Raw genomic sequence first — 18,622 nt, forward strand, 5'->3', positions numbered from 1 at the left:
CCAGGCCATCCCCACCCTGCACCTGATCTAGAGGACGATAGGTCGCCCGCCTTGGTGCGCAGGGGCATGTATTCAGAAATCAAGCCATCGGCTCGGTTGGATCAATCCCGCCGAATCGGGGTTGACCTGTCGAAACCGTTACGGAAAGGCTCGATCTGTGGCCGAGTTGCCTCCGGCGTCGACGCAACGAACACCGGCCGTGCGAGCCGCAACCTCGCCCATGCTCACGGCCGGCGGCATCGTCCTAGCCATCGGAGCCCTCTATCTCGGCCGGGAAATCTTCGTTCCTTTTGCCCTTGCGATCCTGCTGAGCTTCGTTCTCACGCCCTTGGTCAATTGGCTGAGACGTTGGAAAGTGCCCCGCATTGCAGCGGTGCTAATTGCCGTTTCCATTGCCTTCATCGTCGTCGCAGGGGTCGCCTTGGTCGTTGGGCGCCAACTGGTCCAACTCGCCAGCAACCTTCCCAATTATCAGACCACCATCACCGAGAAGATCCGCTCGTTGCAAAGCTCCGCGCCGGGCGGCGGGGTCGTCGACGCCGTTACCACGACGATGCAGGATCTCGGCAGAGAGATCTCGGGAGATGAGAAAAAGTCGGCGGCAGCATCCTCCCGGCTTGGCACCGGTAGTGAGAGTCGGGAGCCTGTCACCGTGCGGGTGGAGCCGCCACAGCCGAGACCGCTGGAGCTCATTCGATCGGTCATAGGTCCATTGCTGGCACCGCTTGCGACTTCCGGGCTGGTCGTCATTTTCGTGATCTTCGTGCTGCTCGAGCGCGAAGACCTGCGCGACCGATTCATCAAGTTAGCCGGAGCCGGTGACCTTCAGAAGAGTACTCAGGCCATCAACGATGCTGCCTCGCGGGTCAGCCGCTATCTGCTGATGCAGCTTGTTGTCAATCTGACTTACGGCGTGCCGATCGGTGTTGCACTCTACTTTGTTGGCGTGCCGAACGCGATTCTTTGGGGCTTGCTCGCAGCGGTACTTCGATTCATTCCCTACCTCGGTCCTTTCCTGGCTGCTATATTTCCCGTTGCCCTGGCCATCGCCGTCGATCCAGGCTGGACGATGCTGTTCTGGGTCGTCGGTTTGTTCGTTACGGCTGAACTCGTCAGCAACAATGTTGTCGAGCCTTGGCTCTACGGATCCAGCACCGGGCTGTCGTCCCTCGCAATTATCATCGCCGCGATCTTCTGGACGATGCTCTGGGGACCCGTCGGGCTGTTTCTGGCGACGCCTTTGACCGTCTGCCTCGTCGTCATGGGGCGCTACGTCCCGCAGTTGGAGTTCTTGGGCGTTCTGCTCGGCAGCGACCCTGTGCTCGCGCCGGAGGAGCAACTCTACCAGCGGTTATTGGCTGGCAACCTGGAGGAGGCGGTTGAGTTCGCCGAGAACTATGTCGACGAGTGTTCCTCACGCGAGCTGTACGACAACGTCGGAATTCCGGCGCTGCGCCTGGCGGAGAATGATCGTCAGCGCAGCGGCATCGACACCAATTACCGGCGTCTCGTTGCGGATACGGCTATCTCGGTTGTCCGGGAGGTTGATGACCATATCCGCGAAAAAGCGAATGCAGTGGACGAGGGAAATCACACTGCGCAGCGACCATGCGTCCTCTGTCTCGCTGGACGCACGGAGCTCGATCATGCAGCGGCGGAGATGCTCGCGCAGGTGCTCGAGGAGCGCACCATCGGCGCCAAGGTCTTGCCGCCGATCGCGGTCAGTCGGGGAGCATTGGAGCAACTCGATCTCCAGGGGGTCGACGTGGTGTGCCTGTCCTACTTTCACCCGCAGCCGCAGGTCTACGCCCGCTATGTCTTTCGTCGCCTGCGCCGTCGGGCTCCACAGGTGAAGCTTGCCGCCTGCTGCTGGAATTTGATCGCCGGAACGGAACAGACGGGAGAGCTCAAGACCCAGATGGCGGCCGACGCGGCATTCGCCTCTCTCCAAACATGCGTCGAGCAGGTTGAAGCATGGGTCGGTCGCGCGGCAGCTCTCGGCGATACGCCCCAGCTCACGGCCGACGCCGAACGTGCGCAGCTCGCCGCGCTGCGCGGACTTGGCTTGGACGCCTCGAAACGCCAGGACCTGGATGAGGCCTCCAGAAAGGTCGCGCAAGCGTTCAACGTTCCGATCGCGCTGGTGACATTGGTCGATCATATTCAGCTAACCGCCGTTGAAGCCCGCGCCCAAGAAGTTCAAGCAGGTCTGCCGAGCAATCACGAGGGCTCCCTCGACGCGCATGTGATCGCTGCAGGCGATATGCTGGTTTCGGAGGATGTGACCGAAGACCCGCGCTTCGCCGACGATCCGCATGTGCTGGAGCGAGGCATTCGCTTCTACGCGGGGGTCCCGCTCCGGACTTCATCCGGTCATGTTGTAGGCTGCCTTTGTGTCATCGATACTCAGCCGCGTGAGTTCACCGACCGGGATCGTGACCGCCTGCAGGAGATGGCGAAGCAATTGATGATCGATATCCAGAGCGCTCGAGTGGCCACAGGCGTCGAGTCGGATAGCTCGAGAGAGGTGCATCCCGCCCCCTAGCGGCGAGGAAGCCGACCTTGCCGCTAACAGTGCGTGGCGCTAGCCGAACAGCCGCATCAGCAGCGCCTTACCGACCGGGAGCGCCCTGACGCCCCGATAGGCCCGAACATATTCGCCGGCATAGAACGCCCTGATTGCATGCACGCGCGTGTCCATGCCTTCCGCGAACCGCACGGCAAATCCATCAATGGTCCGCCGCACCACGATGGCCGCGATCGAGCGGCCGTAGATTTGGCACTCGATGGTGCTCCCAGGCGCCGGCGGATCGGGATCGATTAGCCGCGCACCGGTGATGGAGATATCGGCGAGCCGCGCCAGATGCGACCTGCCGTCCTGGCGCAGCAGCACCGGCTCGTTGCGATTGAAGCGCTCCGCCTTGCGCTTGCGCGGCTGCTCGATGCAGACGAAGCAGACCACGGTGAGAATGAACGCGTTGTAGAAGCTCCAGGCCAGCGCCAGTCCGCCATAGGCGATGTTCTCGCCGCGCTGCTGCAGGATGAAGGCATAGGCGATGGATGCGAGCGTGATGAAAAGTGCACAGCCGTAGATGCGCAGCAGCGGCCATTCGACGAAGCGTCGGTCGCGGTCGCCGCCTTTCGCGGTGACCTTGAACTTGTGTCCCTTCGGCTTCAACAGGCCGGTCGCCACCGCCTTGAGCACGGCAGGCGCGGCAATCAGTTGGGAGACATCAGTCATCATTGCGAGCGAGCGGCCGCGCGAAAGCCAGGCCATGCTGAGGCCGTTCCAGACATAGAAGGGCAGAAAGACCCGCAACAGCTCGCTCAGATCGGCCCGCACCGCCTGGATGCCGAACAGCAGGAACAGCCAGGGCACCACAAGGCCCGCCACTTTCGAGGTGTAGACCGCCGACCAACTCATGAAGGCGTCGGCCAGCGAGAGGCGGTCGATGAAGGGCAGCTTCGAGTCCCGCGAGAGCGGTCCGCTGCGGCCGCGCACGATCTGCATCAAGCCGAGGCACCAGCGGGCGCGCTGGGTGATGTATTCCTTCAGCCCTTCCGGCGCGAGCCCGATCGTCAGGCGCTCGTTGAGATAGATCGTATTGAGTCCGCGCTCCTTGAGGCGCAGCGTGACGAGATAGTCCTCCGTCACCGAATCGGTCGGAAAGCCGCCGATCCGCATCAGTCCGGAATAGCGGATGAGGGAGGAGGTGCCGCAGCAGAACGCGACGCCCCAGGCGTCCTTGGCCGGCAGCAGGATGTCGAAGAAGAAGCGCTGCTCGTCGGGCCAGACGTCGGTCGCGGCGAGGTTGGTCTGGATCGGGTCGGGATTGATGAAGTGCTGCGGGGTCTGGACCACGCCGACCGACGCATCGTCCATGAGCGAGACGGTGCGCGCAAGGAAATCGGGCCGCGGCACGAAGTCCGCATCGAGAATGGCGACGAACTGCGGCCGCTCCGGCAGCGCCCCGACATGCCTCAGTGCGTGATTGATGTTGCCTGCTTTGGCGTGCTGGTTGTCGGGCCGCGTCAGATAGTGGCAGCCGAGCTCGCCGGACAGCCGCCGCAGCCAGGGCCGTCTTCCGTCGTCGAGCACCCAGACGCGGTAATTGCCGTAGTCCATGCCCGTCGCGCCGATGATCGTACGCTCGAGGATCCCTCGTTCCTCATTGTAGGTGCAGATGAAGACGTCGATCAGCGGTGCGCCCGGATCGGTGGTGCGGCCGTCGACCTTCGCTGCGCCGGTGCGGTCGCGCGTCCGGCTCAGGAACAGCAGCGACAACGCGACCGCGACGAGCGAGGCCGCCTCCAGCAGCATGAAGGGGTAGCCGATCACGGCATCGACGGTCAGGCGCGGCGGCGGAAGCGTCGACATGATCCGCCAATAGAGATAGCGCAGCAGCAAGGTCACCGAGACAATGGCCAGGAACGAGCGTGCCATCGTGCTGTCGCGCCTCAGCAGGGGTACGATCGCCATGAAGGCGCCGAGCGCGATCAGGCCGGGCGTCAGCGCCGCCGTCACGGTGCGGTCTCGTGCCGCGCAAACACCACGCGGCCGGTGCGGCCGACCGTGCAGGCGCGAGCTGCGGCATCGCGCGAGGCCACGGTCACACGATAGGGCTCCTTGCTCAGCGCATCCGGATTGATGGCGAGATTGGCCGGCGCACCGGCAGCGCCGGTCAGGTTGACCACGGTGCCGGAGATCGGCTCGCCGCCGTCATTGGGCTCGAACGTCGCGTGGTCGCCGAGCTGCAGGCGGTTGTAGACGTTCTCGGTGACATTGGCGGTGATCACGGCGCCGCTGCAATCGAGCACTTTGAGCAACGGCTGGCCAGCCTGCACGTCCTCGCCCGGCGATGTCATCATTTCCCAGACGCGGCCTGCGACGGGTGTCGTAATGTTGGCTTCGGTGAGATCCGCGAACCGAACCTCCTCGACGATGATCTCGTTGGCGAGCCAGGCGATCTCCGTGTCGGTGCGCGCGAGATCGGCCTCGAGGTCGCCGGCACGCTGGCGCATCTCTTCCTCGCGCTGAACCGAGCTTGGCCGGTCGTTGTAGCTGTCGCCGAGGAAGGATCCGTTCCGTGCCGCGGCGAGCTCGACCTTGGCCGCGTCCAGCCGCTTGCGCGCACCGAGCTCGGTCTGTTGCGACACGGAGAGCTCGCGCGTCAGACGTGCCAGTTCGACGGTCGAGACATTGCCCGATTTTGCCAGTGAGGAGGCGCGCTCGACGGCGGCACTGGCCTCGTCCCGCCGCGCCGCCGCCGCCTCGATCGAGGTCTGGATCTCCGCGATGCGGGCCTCGAGCTGGAGCACGCGTCCGTCGCGAAACAGCGCGGCCTGCCGCGCCAGATCCTTTTGTGCCGCCTGCGCCGAAGCGAGCTTCGCCGCAAGGCTCGGCCGTTCGTTCTCCAGGCGCGATTTCTGCCGCCGGAGATCGTCGAGCCGCGTGCGATCGCCGCGCGAGTTGAAGACGCGCAGGACGACGGTCCCGGCTTCGAGCTTGGCTTGGTCAGTGGCGCGCTGGGCGGCCGCGACGCGGCCACCGATCGGGGTGCGCAAGGTGACGAGGCGGGAATTTAGCACGGCTTCGACGCTCGAATTTTCCCAGATCGCGCGCAGCGGCAGCCAGCCGAACACGGCGACGATGGCGAGCCCGATCGCGACCTTGGCTCCGCGCCGCAAATACGGCCAGCGGCGTCCCGATTCTTGCCCGCTCTGCGTCGTGGAAGCATGGTCGGACTCGTCATTGGTGAAGAGGTGCTCGTGCAGGGAGTCTTGCAAACCCTTCGCATCAGTTCTGGCGTCGTGAGGAGAGGGGGCGGATGAGGGGGCGACGGAGGCGGCGCTCGAGCGGTCTACCATGGCGGTCACCTTGCTGACGGGAGGCCAACGGGAACCCGGTCAATGCACAAGGCCAATGCCGCGTGCCCGGTTACCGCGAGTTATGCGGAAATTGCGCTTTCCAGGTTGCTAAGCCTCCGCGTGTGTTTTTGCGCAAATCCCGGTCAAGCTTTAGTGGCGGCGGAAAGGCTGGCTGGTGCCGCTGGCGTCTGCGGCTCCACGACGCACGAACCTTGCAGCCAGCGGCCGCATTCATACTTCGAAGGTGCCGGCCAGAGGTTCGCCCGCGGCCGCCCCAGGAGACGGCCATGAACTATTTTCGTACCGCAATGCTGCTCGCTGGCCTGACCGCCCTGTTCATGGGCGTCGGCTATCTGATCGGAGGCGCCTCGGGCGCCATGATCGCGCTCGTCATTGCCGCCGCAACCAACCTCTTCACCTACTGGAACTCCGACCGCATGGTGCTGTCGATGTACGGCGCCCATGAGGTCGATCGTTCGACCGCGCCGGAGCTGGTCGGCCTCGTCGCCGAGCTTGCGGGCCGTGCCGGCCTGCCGATGCCGCGCGTGTTCGTGATGGATGAGATCCAGCCCAACGCGTTCGCCACCGGCCGCAATCCGGAAAACGCCGCGGTCGCCGTCACCACCGGTCTGATGAACCAGCTCAGCCGCGAGGAGCTCGCCGGCGTGATTGCGCACGAGCTCGCGCACATCAAGCATCACGACACGCTGCTGATGACGATCACCGCGACCATCGCCGGCGCGATCTCGATGCTGGCGCAGTTCGGCATGTTCTTCGGTGGCAATCGCGACAACAACAACGGTCCGGGCATCGTCGGCTCGATCCTCTTGATGATCCTTGCTCCGCTCGGTGCCATGCTGGTGCAGATGGCGATCAGCCGGACCCGCGAATATGCCGCCGACAATCTCGGTGCGCGCATCGTGGGACAGCCGATGTGGCTGGCCTCTGCGCTGGTGAAGATCGAGGGCGCCGCGCACCAGGTCCCGAACTACGAGGCCGAGCGAAACCCTGCGACCGCGCACATGTTCATCATCAATCCGCTGTCGGGCCACGGGGTGGACAATCTGTTCGCCACCCACCCCTCGACGCAGAACCGCGTCGCCGCGCTCCAGCAACTGGCGGCCGAGCTCGGCGCGCGCGCGGCGCCGTCGGTCGGCGCCAACGAGAACTATCCACCGCGCGGGCCGTGGGGCCGCTCCTCCTCACGTCGTAGTCCCTGGGGCTGACGGAGCCGGCAAGGATTGCGTCTGGCTTTGTGATCTGGCGCACACAGGGGGGTCCCCAACCAGTGTTAACTCCTCGGCGTGACCATTCCTTCGAAAGGGGATGGGTGGCTGGCGCGCTGCCGGCCACCGTCGAAGATGACCAGAATTGCCGTACCATTGCTGATCGTCCTTTGCGTGCTCGTCGGCTTGTCCACGCACATGGTCGTCAATTGCGGCGACGAGGATGATCCCGACATCTGCTCGGCCGTGATCGGCTTCTCGCCGCTGCGCGGCTCGCTGATCGCCTTCGCCTATGCGGGACGTGGACGGATCGCGCTGCGTCACGGCGACTTCAAGCGGGCGATCGCCGATTTCGACGAGGCCATCCACCTCAATCCCAACCGCGCTTCGCTCTATCGCGACCGGGCGCTGGCGCGCCGGCAGAACGGCGACTTCGAGCTTGCCATTGCGGATTACGACGAGGCGATCGCGCACGATCCCAAGCGCGCGGCACCTTATCACCAGCGCGGTCTCGCGCTCGCCGCAATGGGCGATCTCGACCGCGCCATCCTGAGCTACAGCACGGCGGTCCGCCTCGACCCCACCGATGCGCAGGCCCGTCTCGACCGCGGCCTTGCGTTCCTCGCCCGCGGCCAGACGGACGACGCCCGCGCCGATTTCGAGGCCGCGCTGGCGCTGCCCGCCGGCAAGGACGGTCGCGCGCGAGAGGCCGCGCGCGCCAAGCTCGCGGAACTCGCCAGCGCCGAGCCGACACTGGTGGCCGCGCCGCGAAGATGAGGATCTGGCGCGGCATTTGCGGCGGCACCCTCTCACGTCTTTAGGACAGGTGGCTTGCCGCATAGCGGCGAGATCGGTGAGAGATGCGGAAAGCGAGACTGTCGCGGCTGTCTGCTGCGCGTATGAACCAGTTCAACTAGTATTGAGTTGGATCAATACTGGCAGGGTCCAGAGTGCATCCATGTCGTGCGCCCCTGGAGGAGCTTCCAATGTGCAGCAAATGGGCTTTGACGATTCTGACCCTGAGTATCGCTCTGACAGCGGGGCAGGCTCGGGCCCAAAGATATGACCCGGCTTTTCCCGTTTGCTTGAACGTCGTTTCTCGCGGAATGACGCCATACTACCGATGCAGCTTCACGACGATGGACCAATGCAGGGCGTCGGCAAACGGCCAGATGTGCGTCCTCAATCCCTACTACGCCGGTCCTCCGGCGAGAGGAAACGCTCGGCGGCATCATCGCCAGACCTACGCGCCACCGAGGCCGCCGGTCCAGTACCGGGCGGTACCCTATAATCAGTTCAATGAACCTTATTATGGGGCATCCCAAGGTTACGCGCCTGGCGAGAAAGAGCGCTTTCTCCAAAGTGTGAGGCAATACATGTGAGGGATGTCGCTCGACTGTTCGACCAGCCCATGCCTGGGGCGGAGGAATCGTTGAGGTCGCGGCCGGCCCGATTGCGGCGGCCGCGAGGGAGCGCGTCGCCAACGCGCAACGCGGCGATCCGATCAAGCCGGAGATGATTGGGAGATAGGTCGGCGAGCCTCCAGATCGCCAATCCCGTAGCGGCGATCGGTTCAACGGCAGGGCTATCGCATTTGGGAGTTTTTCCTTGCGGCCATCCTTCGAGACGCCCGCTTTGGCGGGCTCCTCAGGATGAGGGCGGAATGCGCGGCAGCAGTTTCAACGAGCACCGATGCTGATTAGCCTCATCCTGAGGAGGCGCGTCAGCGCCGTCTCGAAGGACGAGGCGCGTGCGCAGGCCGCCGCCGCAAGTCATATGCGATAGCCCTGGGTGCAACGACTACGTCTTCTTTTTCGCTTTGGCTTTCTTTGCGGCCTTCTTCGCCGGCTTCTCGTCCTTTGCCTTCTTCTCCGCTTTCACCGTAACAGGCGTGCTGGCGGCGAGGCGCATCGACCGCGCGTAGCTGTCGGCGACGTTATCGGCGGACATCTGCAGGCGCTTGGCGGCTGCAGTCGCCTGCTCCATGGTGGCCTTGGCCATCATCTTGAAGCGCTCGCCGGTCTCCTTGCCCTTGGCCTTGGCCGCAAGGCTGTTGAAGCGATCCCGCCGCTCCTTGGCACGGGTCATCAGGCCCGCATGCAGCTGTCTGGCCAGTTGCCGGATCACGACATCCAGGTCGGCTTCCGCCATGGTCTCTCATCCCCTTCGAAAAACGGTATCGATGCGGGCGGGACTATGCAGATCGGACCCCGGCTTGGCAATTCCCGGCTGTGCGTCATCCGCAGCTTACCGAGCGTGCGAAACAAAAAAGCCGCGCTGTTCGCGCGGCTCTTTGGCTTGGCTTGGCGCCGTCCGCTCATTTCAGCGAGGCGACCGGGCCGTTCGAGGCCGCCGGCTCGGGGTCGAAGCCGAACACGCCGACCAGATATTTGTAATAGTCCGGCATCTTCTCCTTAAGCGCCTCGCGCGACTTCGGATCGTGGAATTCGCTCTTGCCGGCCAGGAAGATGCTGGCGGTCACCGCAAAGAACTCCATGGGATTCTTCATCGCATAGGATTCCTTGGGCAAGAGGTCTTTGGACTTGGCGAGGGCGTAGAAGGTGATCACGCCCTTGTTGGCGTAGCCGTCCGGCAGCAGCCGCGCGTGGAAGGCGTGCAGCATCTCGTGCAGCAGCACGGCCTCCTTCTCGTAGCGCATCATGTCCGGCCGCAGCATGATCACGCCGAGGCCCGAATCGACCGCGAGGTCGACGGCATTGGGATTGGTCCAGCGCTGCTTGGCGGGGTCCCAGACCGTCAGGGTCCGGGGCGCGGTGCGCTGCATGTCCGGCGTGACCCGGCCGTAGCAGGCGGTGGCGGCGCCTTCGTCGAGGCAGGCGAGTTCGCTCGCGACGATCGGAACGGTGTGGAAGAAGCGCAGCACGCGCGGGGAGAGGCCGACGCCTTCGACGACGTCGATCTGGCTCTTCAGGTTCTCGGTGAGCTTGTCGACGTCCTTGCGGTCGCGGTTCTCGGAGATGTCGAACATGTAGCCGCGGTAGCTCTGGAAGCCCGGCGGCAGCGGCTGCGCCGCGCCGGCATCGAGCGACCCGGCGATGGTTGGACTGGCGAATAGCGCGCCGACGATGGTCGCGGTCAGCAGCAACGCAATGCGCATGGTGAACCCCCTGATGTCACTTCGCCCGGCAGATTAGGCCGCCCTTGTTTGCGAAAAGTGAGTGCGGCGAGACTAAGGCACTGATGTTGAGGCGTGCTTAACCGTTGGTTGCAGATCGCGCGGGCGGATTAGGGTCGGGTTAACCAAGCGTGGATCGGCTGCGCGCTTCGGCGTAACATCCGCCCGGGCTCGAGGCCCTCACATCATAGCCGGAAGGGGAGGATGCCATGTATGCCGCCATCCGTCAGGCCAAGGCAAAAAGCGGGAGCGCGGAAGAGCTGACGCGCCGCATCAAGGACGGCGCCGTTCCCATCATCAGCGACGTCGACGGTTTCCGCGCCTATTACGTCGTCTATGGCGGCGACGACACGGTCACCGCGATCTCGATCTTCGACAAGTTCGAGCAGGCCGAGGAAGCGAACAAGCGCGCCATCGCCTGGATCGAGAAGGATCTCGGCCCGCTGCTCGCCGGCGACGCCCGCGCCGTGGCGGGACCGGTGATTGTGCATACGCTGGCGTGAGCGGGGGGCTTCGCCTCTCCCCGCTTGCGGGGAGAGGCCGGAATTCAAGCACAGCTTGAATTCCGGGTGGGGGACTCTCCGCGAGTCCAACTTGTACCGTCCTCGCGGAGAGTCCCCCTCACCCCGACCCTCTCGCCGCAAGCGGGGAGAGGGAGAACATGCCCTCACAACTCCCTTGCATTCGAGAACGCAAAGCTCGACACCCGCCGCGTCGTCTCGTCCAGGATCAACGTGCGTGTGATCGGCGGCTCGGCGCGCTGGGCGCAGTTCTCGCGCTCGCAGAGGCGACAGTTGACGCCGATCGGGGTGCCCTCGGCCTTCTCCAGGTCCATGCCGGTGGCGTAGGTCAGGCGGGCGGCGTGGCGGATCTCGCAGCCGAGGCCGATGGCAAAGCGCGGCTGCGGCAGCGGATGCGGCGCCACGGGGCGGCGCACCATCTGCGCGATCGAGAAATAGCGCGTGCCGTCGGGCAGCTCGATCACCTGCTTGAGCAGGCGATCCGGCGTGTCGAAGGTCGAATGCACATTCCAGAGCGGACACGTGCCGCCGAATTTCGAGAACGGGAAGGTGCCGGAGGAGAAACGCTTGGAGACGTTGCCGGCATTGTCGACGCGCAAGAGGAAGAACGGAATGCCGCGCGCATTCGGTCGCTGCAGCGTGGTGAGGCGGTGGCAGACCTGCTCGAAGCCGGAATTGAAGCGCTGTGCCAGCACGTGGATGTCGTAGTTCAGCGCTTCGGCGGCCGCGAGGAACGCCGGGTAGGGCATCATCACGGCGGCCGCGAAGTAATTGCCGAGCGTGATCCGGAACAGCCGCCGCGGCGCATCGTCCAGCGGGCCGGCCCGGCCGATGATGGTCTCCAGCGCCTGCGCGCATTCCGCTAAGCCCAGCTGGAAGGCGAGCTGGAATGCGCGGCCGGGCGGATCGACCAGCTCCGAGATCAGCAGCTGCCGGCGGTGGCGGTCGAATCGGCGGAGCGTCTCGCGCATCACGTCGACCGGCATGATGCGGGTCTGGATCGAGTGCTTCTCGCGCAAGCGCGTTATCAGCGCGGCATACAGCCCTTCGGCGGGCTCGTTCAACTCGTCGCGCAGATTTTCCGCCGCCTGCTCCAGCTCCGGAAAATAGTTGCGGTTGGCCTCGATCAGCTCGCGCACGCGCTCGACCGGATTGGCTTCAAAGCGCGTGCCGACGTCGCGGTCGGCCATCTGCGCCGCGGCCAGGGTCTCGCCCTGACGCGCCTCGGTATAGGCCGCGTAGAGCCGCTGCAGCGCATGGGTGACGCCGGGGCAGAGCTCGGCGAGGTCGCGCAGCTCCTGCTTGGGCACGTCGATCTGCCGGAACAGGGGATCGGAGAAGATCTCGTTCAGCTCGGCGAAGAAGCGGTCCTCGTCCGCGGTGGCGAGATCGCGCAGGTCAAGGTCATAGGTCTCGGCCAGCCGCAGCAGGATCTGCGCCGTGACCGGGCGCTGGTTGCGCTCGATCAGGTTGACATAGCTGGGCGAGATCCCGAGCCCCTCGGCGATCTGGGTCTGCGACAGCCCCAATTGCTGCCGGATTCGCCGGAAGCGCGGGCCGACGAAGAGTTTCTTGCCGGAATCGGCGGGCATGTCTCAGATCTCCAGACTCAACCAAGGTCAGAATAGTTGACCTATTATTTTTACAGATTTTACAAAGTGACATGTATTACACGTTCAGATGTTACATGACATCACCAATAAAAAACAAGCCATCTGTACGAACTTTTCCTTTTCGCGTTTAGCTTCTGACACCCATCTCGCAATGCATTGTCAAGAATGTCGATGGCTGCCGCCATCATCGAAAGGACCAGGCACATGAATTACCAGCCCCGCGGTATCAGCACCCTCCAGGGTCCGTCCTCGTATCAGGACGAAGTCAAGGCGGCTCAGGCGCTCCTCGAGACCCAGCCGACCTGGAACGGCGTGTCGGCCGAGGCCGTCGCGCGCATGCGCCTGCAGAACCGTTTCAAGACCGGCCTCGACATCGCCCGCTACACCGCGGCCGTGATGCGCGCCGACATGGCCGCCTATGACAAGGATCCCACCAAGTACACCCAGTCGCTGGGCTGCTGGCACGGCTTCATCGCCCAGCAGAAGCTGATCTCGGTCAAGAAGCATTTCGGCGGCAAGACCGACCGCACCTACCTCTATCTCTCCGGCTGGATGATCGCGGCGCTGCGCTCCGAATTCGGTCCGCTGCCCGACCAGTCCATGCACGAGAAGACCGCGGTGCCGGCGCTGATCGAGGAGCTCTACACCTTCCTGCGTCAGGCCGATTCGCGCGAGCTCAACGACATCTTCCGTCTGCTCGACAAGGCGCGCAAGGAAGGCGACAAGACTCGCGAGAAGGAGCTGATCGAGAAGATCGACAACTTCCAGACCCATGTCGTCCCCGTCATCGCCGACATCGATGCCGGCTTCGGCAACGCGGAGGCGACCTATCTGCTCGCCAAGAAGATGATCGAGGCGGGCGCCTGCGCGCTTCAGATCGAGAACCAGGTCTCCGACGAGAAGCAGTGCGGCCACCAGGACGGCAAGGTCACGGTGCCGCATGACGTCTTCCTGGCGAAGATCCGCGCCTGCCGCCACGCCTTCCTCGAGCTCGGCGTCGAAGACGGCATCGTCGTGACCCGCACCGACTCGCTCGGCGCCGGCCTGACGCAGCAGATCGCGGTCAGCCACAAGCCCGGCGACATCGGCGACCAGTACAACAGCTTCCTCGATTGCGAGGAAATCACCGCGGAGAACGCCAAGAACGGCGACGTCATCATCAACCGCAACGGCAAGCTGATGCGTCCGAAGCGGCTGCCCTCCAACCTCTACCAGTTCCGCCCCGGCACCGGTGCAGACCGCTGCGTGCTCGATTGCATCACCTCGCTGCAGAACGGCGCCGACCTGCTCTGGATCGAGACCGAGAAGCCGCATATCGAGCAGATCGCCAGCATGGTCGACCGCATCCGCAAGGTGGTGCCGAACGCCAAGCTCGCCTACAACAACTCGCCGTCGTTCAACTGGACCCTCAACTTCCGTTGGCAGGTCTACGACGCGATGAAGGAAGCGGGCCAGGACGTCAGCAAGTACAACCGTGCCGAGCTGATGAAGGCGGAGTACGACGACACGCCGCTGGCGAAGGAAGCCGACGAGCGCATCCGTACCTTCCAGGCGGATTCGGCCAAGCGCGCCGGCATCTTCCACCACCTGATCACGCTGCCGACCTATCACACGGCCGCGCTCTCGACCGACAATCTCGCCCGCGAGTATTTCGGCGAGCAGGGCATGCTGGGCTACGTCAAGAACGTCCAGCGCGCCGAGATCCGTCAGGGCATCGCCTGCGTGAAGCACCAGAACATGGCCGGCTCCGACATCGGCGACGACCACAAGGAGTACTTCGCGGGCGAAGCTGCGCTGAAGGCGGGCGGCGTCCACAACACGATGAACCAGTTCGGCTAACGGCGGATCGGACCGGTCTGGAAGCCAGGTTGAGTCCAGGCCGGTCACGCACCTCAACAGGAGACTGACAATGACCAAAGGCAGCAATTTCTGGGTGATCGGCGGCGAGTTCGGTTCGATGAACTTCCACAAGCTCGTGGAAGGCTCGGCCCAGGTCAAAGGTCCGTTCAAGACCCGCAAGGAAGCCGAAGAGTGCTGGAAGGAAGTCTCGGAAGAAAGCCGTCACAAGGCCGGCGTCCGCTTCTCGATCGTGGAAGAGCCCTCGCGGGTCTCGGCCTGATCGCCCCGACTTAAGAAGACGTCCAAGGACGGATGGTCCCATCCAGGCCCTGCCTGGGTGGGATCGTCTGTTTTTGGCACAGGTGAACCAGCTGTGGGCGCCGTAAGTCTCTGGAATTGTAGGTCTTTGCGGAGGGTTTGGTTGCTGATAGGTTAATGGCATAAGTCGAGGACGAGGCCGACAATGTCAGAGCCTGAGACCAGCGGGACCCATCCCGGCCAGCCGGGCCCGGTGCGGCTGCGCGATGCGCTGCTGCGCGCGCGGATCGAGGCGGCCGACCGCACCGGCGTCGTCGTCGATTTGCGCGACGCCGAGGTGGCGCGGCTCGAGATCCTCAACGACGCGCTCGATCCCCTGTTCGCGCAGGTGCCTGATCAGATCGACCTGTTCGACCGCGGCATCAGCCAGGGCGATACGCCGCGGCTGTGGATCGACGTCGTCGCCCATATCGTGATGGGCCGCGACAAGCGGATGTACCGCTTCGTCCAGGACACCCGCTTCGGCCGCATCGTGCTCGCCGAATCGCACGACACCGCCGTGATCGTCGAGGCCGTCACCGACTATGTCGCGCGCCGCATGGTCGAGCGCGAGCGGGCGATGGTGGTCGCGCCCGAACCGCAGGCCCCGGCCGCCGCGCCGCCGCGCCGCTCGCGCCTGTGGCCGTTCGTGTTCGGCTTCGTGCTCGGCGCTGCGGCGTTGTTCGGGGTGGCAGTGCTTGCGGTCTTGCGGAGCTGGTGAGGCTCTCTCCTTCGTCATTGCGAGGAGCCCTTGCGACGAAGCAATCCAGATTGCCTCCGCGGAGATTCCTGGATTGCTTCGCTGCGCTCGCAATGACGACCGGGGCTAAATCAACCGCACATGCTTTATCTGCCCAACCTGAAACCCCGCCCCGAGGCTTCGCACCGTCTGCTCGCAGCGCCAGCCGGCATTGTCCTTCTCGATGGTGAACAGATTGTACGCCGCCGCCGGATAACGTCCGTGCGCCAGCGCGGAGGCCGACGGCACGCCGAGGGCGGGAATGTTGCCGTTCGGACCCTCGAACCACATCGTCGAATGAATGTGGTCGTGCCCGTGCAGGACCAGCTCGACGCCGTGGCGCTTCAACAGTCCCAGCAATTCCGGCGCGTCCGTCATCCGCTTCGCCCGCGCGCTGGACTTCAGCGGATGATGCACCAGCAGCACGCGGAAGACGTCTTCCGCGGCGAGCCGCTCGAGCACCTCCGCAAGCGCGGTGAGCTGATCGCGCCCGAGCGTGCCGGTTGCCATCAGCGGCAGGGTCGGCACCGCCGTGGACAGGCTGATCAGGGCAAGCGGCCCGCGCCGGCGCACCGCGGGGAAGGCTGCGCCGCCGGGTGTGTCCGCGGCGATGTAGTGCAGGAACGTCTCGCCGAAGCGATGACGCGTCGCGCTGACATAGGCGTCGTGATTGCCGGGGATCGCGGTCACGCGGTCGGGCGGGCCGACGCTTTCGAGCCAGGCCAGCGCCGGTGCGAACTCCGCCTCAAGCGCCAGGTTGACGAGATCGCCCGTCACTGCGATGTGGTCGGGCGCCTGCGCCTTCATGTCGGCGACGAGCGCGTCGAGCACCTCGCGGCGCTGGTACTTGTGGCGGTTGCGCGTCCAGTTGACATAGCCGAACGCGCGCTTGCCCGCGAGCTCGATCAGCCGCGGCTTCGGCAAAGGCGCCAGATGCGGATCGGAAAGGTGGGCGAGCGTGAAGGGAGCCAGCGTGGAGGGAGTCATGGCGCGCGAATGCCTCGCTATTGCTCCGCTGTAATGGCAAGGTCGCGCGCCCCGCGCAAGCAGGGCCTGAAACAGGGGGCGTCAAGGAGCCTGATGGGAGAACGTCTGAACCGAGCCCGACGGAAAGCCGAGCCGCTGCTGCGGCGGTTCTTGCACGGCTATTTCCTGCTCGTCCGCGGCATGACGCTCGGCGTCCGTGCCGTGGTGCTGGATGCCGACAATCGTGTCTTCCTGGTCAGGCATAGCTACGTCAGCGGCTGGTATTTGCCTGGCGGCGGCGTCGATTTCGGCGAGACCATGGAAGAGGCGTTGCGGCGCGAGCTCAAGGAGGAGGGCGACATCGATCTGACCGGCGAGGCGATCCTGCACGGCGTCTTCCTCAACAGCCACGTCTCCCGCCGCGACCACGTCGCGGTCTACGTGGTCAGGCAGTTCAGGCAGGACCGCGTCCCTGAGCCCAACCGCGAGATCGTCGAATGCGGGTTCTTCGACAATGCCGCATTGCCCGAGGGCACCACGCCCGGCACGCGGCTGCGAATCGCCGAAGTGCTCGATGGCAGGCCCGTGATTGCGACGTGGCGCTGAGGGCGGCTTGTGCTAGTAACCCGCTCGACGCGCACGGCAGGCCACGCCGCTCGGGCGCGAGCCGACAAGCCTCGGAGTGCTGCCTGATGACCACAACGCAACTTCGTATCGCGGTGCTGGTGCCCTGCTACAACGAGGAGGCCGCGGTCGCGACCGTCGTTGCCGATTTCCGCAAGGCGCTGCCCGCGGCGGAGATCTACGTCTACGACAACAATTCGCGCGACCGGACCGCCGCGGTCGCGCGCGAAGCCGGTGCGATCGTGCGCAGCGAGCGCCGGCAGGGCAAGGGCCACGTCGTGCGCCGCATGTTCGCGGACGTCGAGGCCGACGTCTATGTGCTGGTCGATGGCGATGCCACCTATGATGCGCCGAGCGCACCCATCATGATCGACAAGCTGCTCGACGAGCATCTCGACATGGTGGTCGGGCTTCGCGTCGATCGGGTCCAGGCTGCCTACCGGCTCGGCCACCGCACCGGCAACCGCATGCTGACCGGCTTCCTGTCCGACACCTTCGGCCACGCTTTCAAGGACCTCCTGTCCGGCTACCGGGTGTTCTCGCGCCGCTTCGTTAAGTCCTTTCCCGTCCTCTCCGACGGCTTCGAGATCGAGACCGAGCTTGCGGTCTATGCGCTGGAATTGTCGCTGCCGGTTGCCGAGGTCGAGACGCCCTATTATGCGCGCCCCGAAGGCTCGTTCTCCAAGCTCAACACCTGGCGCGACGGCTTTCGCATCCTCGGCACCATGCTGAAGCTCTATCGCAGCGAGCGGCCGTTGCGCTTCTTCACGGTGATCGGAATCCTGCTGGCGCTGGCGTCGATCATCTTCGCGATTCCGATCGTGATCACCTTCATCGAAACCGGCCTCGTGCCGCGCCTGCCCACTGCCGTGCTGTCGATGGGCCTGATGATCATGGCCTTGCTGTCGGTGTCGTCAGGGCTCGTGCTCGATACGGTGACGCGAGGGCGGCGGGAGATGAAGATGCTGGCCTATCTGTCCCAGCCGGCGTCGAAACGGAACGCAGGTTGAGCCAGGCTTGCACTTCGCCCGCCGGGAGGTAAACGGGGCACCGCCGCCGCCCATGGACCTTCGCAGGCGCAAGTGCTACTCCGCGAATTGACATGAACGATCTCTCACTGACCATTCTTCCCGAAGCCGCCGGCGACGCTCAGGCGATCGAGCGGCTGCACGAACGCACCTTCGGCCCCGGCCGCTTCGTGCTGAGCGCCTACCGGATCCGCGAGCACGTCGACCATCTGCTCGAATTGTCCTTCACGGCCCGTATCGGCACGCTCCTGGTCGGCTCCGTCAGGCAATTGCCGATTCTGATCGGCCAAACGCCGGCGCTGCTGCTCGGGCCGCTCACCGTCGAGCCGCCGTTCCGCGATCGCGGCATCGGCCGTCAGTTGATGGAGCGCGCGCTGAAGGACGCCAGGGAAAAAGGCCACCGCCTCGTGCTGCTGGTCGGCGACGAGCCCTATTACAGCCGCGTCGGCTTCAAGCAGGTGCCGAAGGGCCGCGTCACCATGCCCGGCCCGGTCGATGCCGCGCGCATCCTGGTGTTCGAGCTCGTCGACGGCGCCTTCGAGGGCGTGTCGGGCGCGGTCGGCCCGGACTGGAGCAAAGCGCGGACATAGGAGCGGCGCGCGTCGTTGGAAACGCCGTAGCCCGGATGGAGCGCAGCGCAATCCGGGAAGGTCTTCCGCAACGAGAGAACCCCGGATTACGCTGCGCTCCATCCGGGCTACGACACTGCTCGTAGCTCATCCGGCTAAGAGACCGTCGAGAAGACGCGCGGCTGCGCGCGTCATA

Annotated in this window: 17 protein-coding genes; 11 read left to right on the plus strand and 6 right to left on the minus strand. The window is 64.8% G+C overall.

Features of this window, described 5'->3' with window-relative positions; genetic code table 11:
* Nucleotides 1-220: 220 nt before the first annotated feature.
* The gene (locus N2605_RS05405) at nt 221-2,545 is read left to right on the plus strand and encodes an AI-2E family transporter (protein ID WP_225127864.1); all 2,325 of its coding nucleotides are present in this window, start codon (nt 221-223) and stop codon (nt 2,543-2,545) included.
* A 39-nt stretch (nt 2,546-2,584) separates the two neighbouring features.
* Here the strand turns inward: N2605_RS05405 and N2605_RS05410 are convergent, their stop codons facing one another.
* A complete protein-coding gene (locus N2605_RS05410) occupies nt 2,585-4,525 on the minus strand; it encodes a glycosyltransferase (protein ID WP_074448122.1) in 1,941 nt (646 codons plus the stop codon).
* Nucleotides 4,522-5,787 (minus strand): HlyD family secretion protein, encoded by a 1,266-nt coding sequence (locus N2605_RS05415; RefSeq protein ID WP_425248836.1) that lies wholly within the window; start codon nt 5,785-5,787, stop codon nt 4,522-4,524. The genes N2605_RS05410 and N2605_RS05415 overlap by 4 nt, the downstream gene beginning before the upstream one ends.
* A 368-nt stretch (nt 5,788-6,155) precedes the next feature.
* Between N2605_RS05415 and htpX the strand changes: the two genes are divergently transcribed.
* The 3 genes from htpX to N2605_RS36360 all read left to right on the plus strand — a co-directional run bounded on the left by htpX (nt 6,156) and on the right by N2605_RS36360 (nt 8,476).
* On the plus strand, nt 6,156-7,094 hold the full coding sequence (gene htpX / locus N2605_RS05420; RefSeq protein WP_225138005.1) for a zinc metalloprotease HtpX: 939 nt from the start codon (nt 6,156-6,158) through the stop codon (nt 7,092-7,094).
* A gap of 135 nt (nt 7,095-7,229) precedes the next feature.
* Nucleotides 7,230-7,871, plus strand: a complete 642-nt coding sequence (locus tag N2605_RS05425; RefSeq protein ID WP_192893321.1) for a tetratricopeptide repeat protein — start codon at nt 7,230-7,232, stop codon at nt 7,869-7,871.
* 209 nt (nt 7,872-8,080) lie between these two features.
* Entirely contained in the window at nt 8,081-8,476 is a 396-nt protein-coding gene (locus N2605_RS36360; protein WP_311735357.1) for a DUF3551 domain-containing protein, read from the plus strand.
* Nucleotides 8,477-8,894: 418 nt separating this feature from the next.
* Here N2605_RS36360 and N2605_RS05435 read toward each other — a convergent pair whose 3' ends face one another.
* Nucleotides 8,895-9,245 carry a hypothetical protein gene (locus N2605_RS05435; protein ID WP_225127863.1) on the minus strand — a complete coding sequence of 117 codons (351 nt, stop codon included), beginning with the start codon at nt 9,243-9,245 and terminating at the stop codon, nt 8,895-8,897.
* Between the two features lie 166 nt (nt 9,246-9,411).
* Entirely contained in the window at nt 9,412-10,212 is an 801-nt protein-coding gene (locus N2605_RS05440) for a hypothetical protein (RefSeq protein WP_260346008.1), read from the minus strand.
* A gap of 227 nt (nt 10,213-10,439) precedes the next feature.
* Between N2605_RS05440 and N2605_RS05445 the strand changes: the two genes are divergently transcribed.
* Entirely contained in the window at nt 10,440-10,733 is a 294-nt protein-coding gene (locus N2605_RS05445; RefSeq protein ID WP_036013813.1) for a hypothetical protein, read from the plus strand.
* A gap of 164 nt (nt 10,734-10,897) precedes the next feature.
* Here the strand turns inward: N2605_RS05445 and N2605_RS05450 are convergent, their stop codons facing one another.
* A complete protein-coding gene (locus N2605_RS05450) occupies nt 10,898-12,343 on the minus strand; it encodes a helix-turn-helix domain-containing protein (RefSeq protein WP_036013804.1) in 1,446 nt (481 codons plus the stop codon).
* 225 nt (nt 12,344-12,568) lie between these two features.
* Between N2605_RS05450 and N2605_RS05455 the strand changes: the two genes are divergently transcribed.
* The 3 genes from N2605_RS05455 to N2605_RS05465 all read left to right on the plus strand — a co-directional run bounded on the left by N2605_RS05455 (nt 12,569) and on the right by N2605_RS05465 (nt 15,221).
* On the plus strand, nt 12,569-14,203 hold the full coding sequence (locus N2605_RS05455) for an isocitrate lyase (protein WP_036013803.1): 1,635 nt from the start codon (nt 12,569-12,571) through the stop codon (nt 14,201-14,203).
* Nucleotides 14,204-14,273: 70 nt separating this feature from the next.
* A complete protein-coding gene (locus N2605_RS05460; protein WP_036013800.1) occupies nt 14,274-14,483 on the plus strand; it encodes a DUF4170 domain-containing protein in 210 nt (69 codons plus the stop codon).
* Nucleotides 14,484-14,666: 183 nt separating this feature from the next.
* Nucleotides 14,667-15,221 carry a hypothetical protein gene (locus N2605_RS05465; RefSeq protein ID WP_109145012.1) on the plus strand — a complete coding sequence of 185 codons (555 nt, stop codon included), beginning with the start codon at nt 14,667-14,669 and terminating at the stop codon, nt 15,219-15,221.
* 105 nt (nt 15,222-15,326) lie between these two features.
* Here the strand turns inward: N2605_RS05465 and N2605_RS05470 are convergent, their stop codons facing one another.
* A complete protein-coding gene (locus N2605_RS05470) occupies nt 15,327-16,211 on the minus strand; it encodes a metallophosphoesterase family protein (protein WP_260347411.1) in 885 nt (294 codons plus the stop codon).
* 108 nt (nt 16,212-16,319) lie between these two features.
* On the opposite strand from N2605_RS05470, the gene N2605_RS05475 reads away from it, so the two are divergent.
* The 3 genes from N2605_RS05475 to N2605_RS05485 all read left to right on the plus strand — a co-directional run bounded on the left by N2605_RS05475 (nt 16,320) and on the right by N2605_RS05485 (nt 18,447).
* Nucleotides 16,320-16,811: an NUDIX domain-containing protein gene (locus N2605_RS05475; protein ID WP_036013806.1), complete on the plus strand. Its 492-nt coding sequence runs from the start codon at nt 16,320-16,322 to the stop codon at nt 16,809-16,811.
* Nucleotides 16,812-16,897: 86 nt separating this feature from the next.
* Nucleotides 16,898-17,839: a glycosyltransferase family 2 protein gene (locus tag N2605_RS05480; protein WP_260346011.1), complete on the plus strand. Its 942-nt coding sequence runs from the start codon at nt 16,898-16,900 to the stop codon at nt 17,837-17,839.
* Between the two features lie 92 nt (nt 17,840-17,931).
* Nucleotides 17,932-18,447: a GNAT family N-acetyltransferase gene (locus tag N2605_RS05485; RefSeq protein ID WP_225130880.1), complete on the plus strand. Its 516-nt coding sequence runs from the start codon at nt 17,932-17,934 to the stop codon at nt 18,445-18,447.
* Nucleotides 18,448-18,622: the final 175 nt, after the last annotated feature.

This window comes from Bradyrhizobium yuanmingense (assembly GCF_025200905.1).
Classification (GTDB): Bacteria; Pseudomonadota; Alphaproteobacteria; order Rhizobiales; family Xanthobacteraceae; genus Bradyrhizobium; species Bradyrhizobium yuanmingense.

Excerpts from the sequence above, each read along its gene's own strand:
- N2605_RS05445 (WP_036013813.1), top strand. The coding sequence starts at position 10,440 with ATGTATGCCGCCATCCGTCAGGCCAAGGCAAAAAGCGGGAGCGCGGAA.
- htpX (WP_225138005.1), top strand. The coding sequence starts at position 6,156 with ATGAACTATTTTCGTACCGCAATGCTGCTCGCTGGCCTGACCGCCCTG.
- N2605_RS05425 (WP_192893321.1), top strand. The coding sequence starts at position 7,230 with ATGACCAGAATTGCCGTACCATTGCTGATCGTCCTTTGCGTGCTCGTC.
- N2605_RS05480 (WP_260346011.1), top strand. The coding sequence starts at position 16,898 with ATGACCACAACGCAACTTCGTATCGCGGTGCTGGTGCCCTGCTACAAC.
- N2605_RS05440 (WP_260346008.1), bottom strand. The coding sequence starts at position 10,212 with ATGCGCATTGCGTTGCTGCTGACCGCGACCATCGTCGGCGCGCTATTC.
- N2605_RS05485 (WP_225130880.1), top strand. The coding sequence starts at position 17,932 with ATGAACGATCTCTCACTGACCATTCTTCCCGAAGCCGCCGGCGACGCT.
- N2605_RS05435 (WP_225127863.1), bottom strand. The coding sequence starts at position 9,245 with ATGGCGGAAGCCGACCTGGATGTCGTGATCCGGCAACTGGCCAGACAG.
- N2605_RS05475 (WP_036013806.1), top strand. The coding sequence starts at position 16,320 with ATGGGAGAACGTCTGAACCGAGCCCGACGGAAAGCCGAGCCGCTGCTG.
- N2605_RS05455 (WP_036013803.1), top strand. The coding sequence starts at position 12,569 with ATGAATTACCAGCCCCGCGGTATCAGCACCCTCCAGGGTCCGTCCTCG.
- N2605_RS05450 (WP_036013804.1), bottom strand. The coding sequence starts at position 12,343 with ATGCCCGCCGATTCCGGCAAGAAACTCTTCGTCGGCCCGCGCTTCCGG.
- N2605_RS05460 (WP_036013800.1), top strand. The coding sequence starts at position 14,274 with ATGACCAAAGGCAGCAATTTCTGGGTGATCGGCGGCGAGTTCGGTTCG.
- N2605_RS36360 (WP_311735357.1), top strand. The coding sequence starts at position 8,081 with ATGTGCAGCAAATGGGCTTTGACGATTCTGACCCTGAGTATCGCTCTG.
- N2605_RS05465 (WP_109145012.1), top strand. The coding sequence starts at position 14,667 with ATGTCAGAGCCTGAGACCAGCGGGACCCATCCCGGCCAGCCGGGCCCG.
- N2605_RS05405 (WP_225127864.1), top strand. The coding sequence starts at position 221 with ATGCTCACGGCCGGCGGCATCGTCCTAGCCATCGGAGCCCTCTATCTC.